Source organism: Streptomyces sp. WELS2, assembly GCF_013870595.1.
GTDB lineage: Bacteria > Actinomycetota > Actinomycetes > Streptomycetales > Streptomycetaceae > Streptomyces.
In genome coordinates, this window is the sequence record NZ_JACBWZ010001036.1 from 1 (window position 1) to 1,958 (window position 1,958).

At 69.2% G+C, this 1,958-nt stretch carries 2 protein-coding genes; both read left to right on the forward strand.

The features are described 5' to 3' along the window. The first annotated feature begins 375 nt into the window (after positions 1 to 375). Positions 376 to 1,539 (forward strand): mandelate racemase/muconate lactonizing enzyme family protein, encoded by a 1,164-nt coding sequence (locus tag H5J33_RS33280; protein WP_181798423.1) that lies wholly within the window; start codon positions 376 to 378, stop codon positions 1,537 to 1,539. Continuing rightward, on the forward strand, positions 1,536 to 1,958 hold a 423-nt coding region (locus H5J33_RS33285), incomplete at its 3' end, for an alcohol dehydrogenase catalytic domain-containing protein (protein WP_181798424.1). The genes H5J33_RS33280 and H5J33_RS33285, both read left to right, overlap by 4 nt.

Genomic DNA, 1,958 nt, shown 5'->3' on the forward strand with positions numbered 1-1,958 from the left:
CCTGTGTAAATACGCCCTGAAATGCGGTTTTCCGCCCGGCAGGGGGGTGCGCGAAATCCCGACGCCTCCCCGGTGCCGTACGCGTCGTCGTAGCGGTCGCCGGAGGCGGGCGTTCCGCAGCCGGGGCACGCCAGGGCGCCATTCAGGTGGCGTCGGCAGGGGTGGCAATAGTCCATGACGCGGGAAGACTAGAGTCCGCGCGGGCCGGGTTCCAGACGCGGCTGTGAAGGTTCGGTGCGGGAGCGAAACAATCTCGAAAGCCTTGCCGAAACCGTTACCTGTTCGACCCATTGACACCCCCGGCGCCCCGTCCTTACTGTCACGCCAGCATTTCGAACGTGCGACGAAATACCGAACAGCTGAGGGGCAACTGCCGTGCGCATCACCGGAATCAGCACACACGTGGTCGGCACGCCGTGGCGCAACCTGGCGTACGTCCAGGTGCACACCGACGAAGGGATCACGGGAGTCGGCGAGACCCGGATGCTCGGGCATACGGACGCGCTGATCGGCTATCTGCGGGAGGCCGAGGTCAACCACATCCTCGGCTCGGACCCGTTCGCCGTCGAGGACCTGGTGCGCCGTATGAAGTACGGCGACTACGGCCGCGCCGGCGAGATCGTGATGTCCGGCATCGCGGTGGTCGAGATGGCGTGCTGGGACATCAAGGGCAAGGCGCTGGGTGTGCCGGTGTGGCAGCTGCTCGGCGGAAAGGTCACCGACAAGGTCAAGGCGTACGCCAACGGCTGGTACACCACCGAGCGGACCCCGGAGGCGTACCACAAGGCCGCCCAGGGGGTCATGGAGCGCGGTTACAAGGCGCTGAAGATCGACCCGTTCGGCACCGGCCACTTCGAGCTGGACCACCAGGAGACCCTGTACGCCGTCTCGCTCATCGAGGCCGTACGGGACGCCATCGGCCCGGAAGCGGAGCTGATGCTGGAGATGCACGGCCGCTTCTCCCCCGCCACCGCGGTCCGGCTGGCCAAGGAGATGGCGCCGTTCAAGCCGGCCTGGCTGGAGGAGCCGGTGCCGCCGGAGAACCTGAAGGCGCTCCAGAAGGTCGCCGCCAAGGTCGACATGCCGGTGGCCACCGGCGAGCGCATCCACGACCGCATCGAGTTCCGCGAGCTGTTCGACAGCCAGGCCGTGGACATCATCCAGCCCGACGTCGGCCACATCGGCGGCATCTGGGAGACCCGCAAGCTCGCCGCCACCGCCGAGACCCACTACATGCTGGTCGCCCCGCACAACGTCGGCGGCTCCGTGCTCACCGCCGCCTCCCTCCAGGTGGGCTTCACCTCCCCGAACTTCAAGATCCTGGAGCACTTCAACGACTTCGCGGACGCGGAGATCAAGAAGGTGGTCAAGGGCGCGCCGCAGGTGAACCCGGAGGACGGCTGCTTCCACCTCTCGGACGCGCCCGGTCTCGGCGTCGAGCTGGACGTCGACGCGGCGGCCGAGTTCCCGCAGCAGCGGGCGCACTTCGACCTGTGGGCCGAGGGCTGGGAGAAGCGCAATCCGAAGGACGCCCAGTGAGTTCACAGGTCCTCGTCGAGGCACCGGGTGTCCACCGGGTCGAGGCCCACACCCCGCGCGAACCGGGTCCCGGCGAGGCGCTGGTGGCCGTGCACGCGGTCGGCATCTGCGGCAGCGACCGCGAGGTGTACCAGGGCAACCGGCCCGAGGGGTACGTCCGTTACCCGCTCGTCCCCGGGCACGAGTGGTCGGGGACGGTCACCGCGGTCGGGGCCGGCGTGCCCGGCTCGCTGACCGGCCGCAAGGTGGTCGGCGAGGGGTTCCGCAACTGCCAGGTGTGCGACCGCTGTCACGCGGGCGAGACCACGCTGTGCACCGCCGGGTACGAGGAGACCGGGTTCACCCGGCCCGGTGCCATGGCGGCCACCCTCACCCTGCCCGCCCGGCTGCTGCACGTGCTCCCGGACGACGCCGACCTC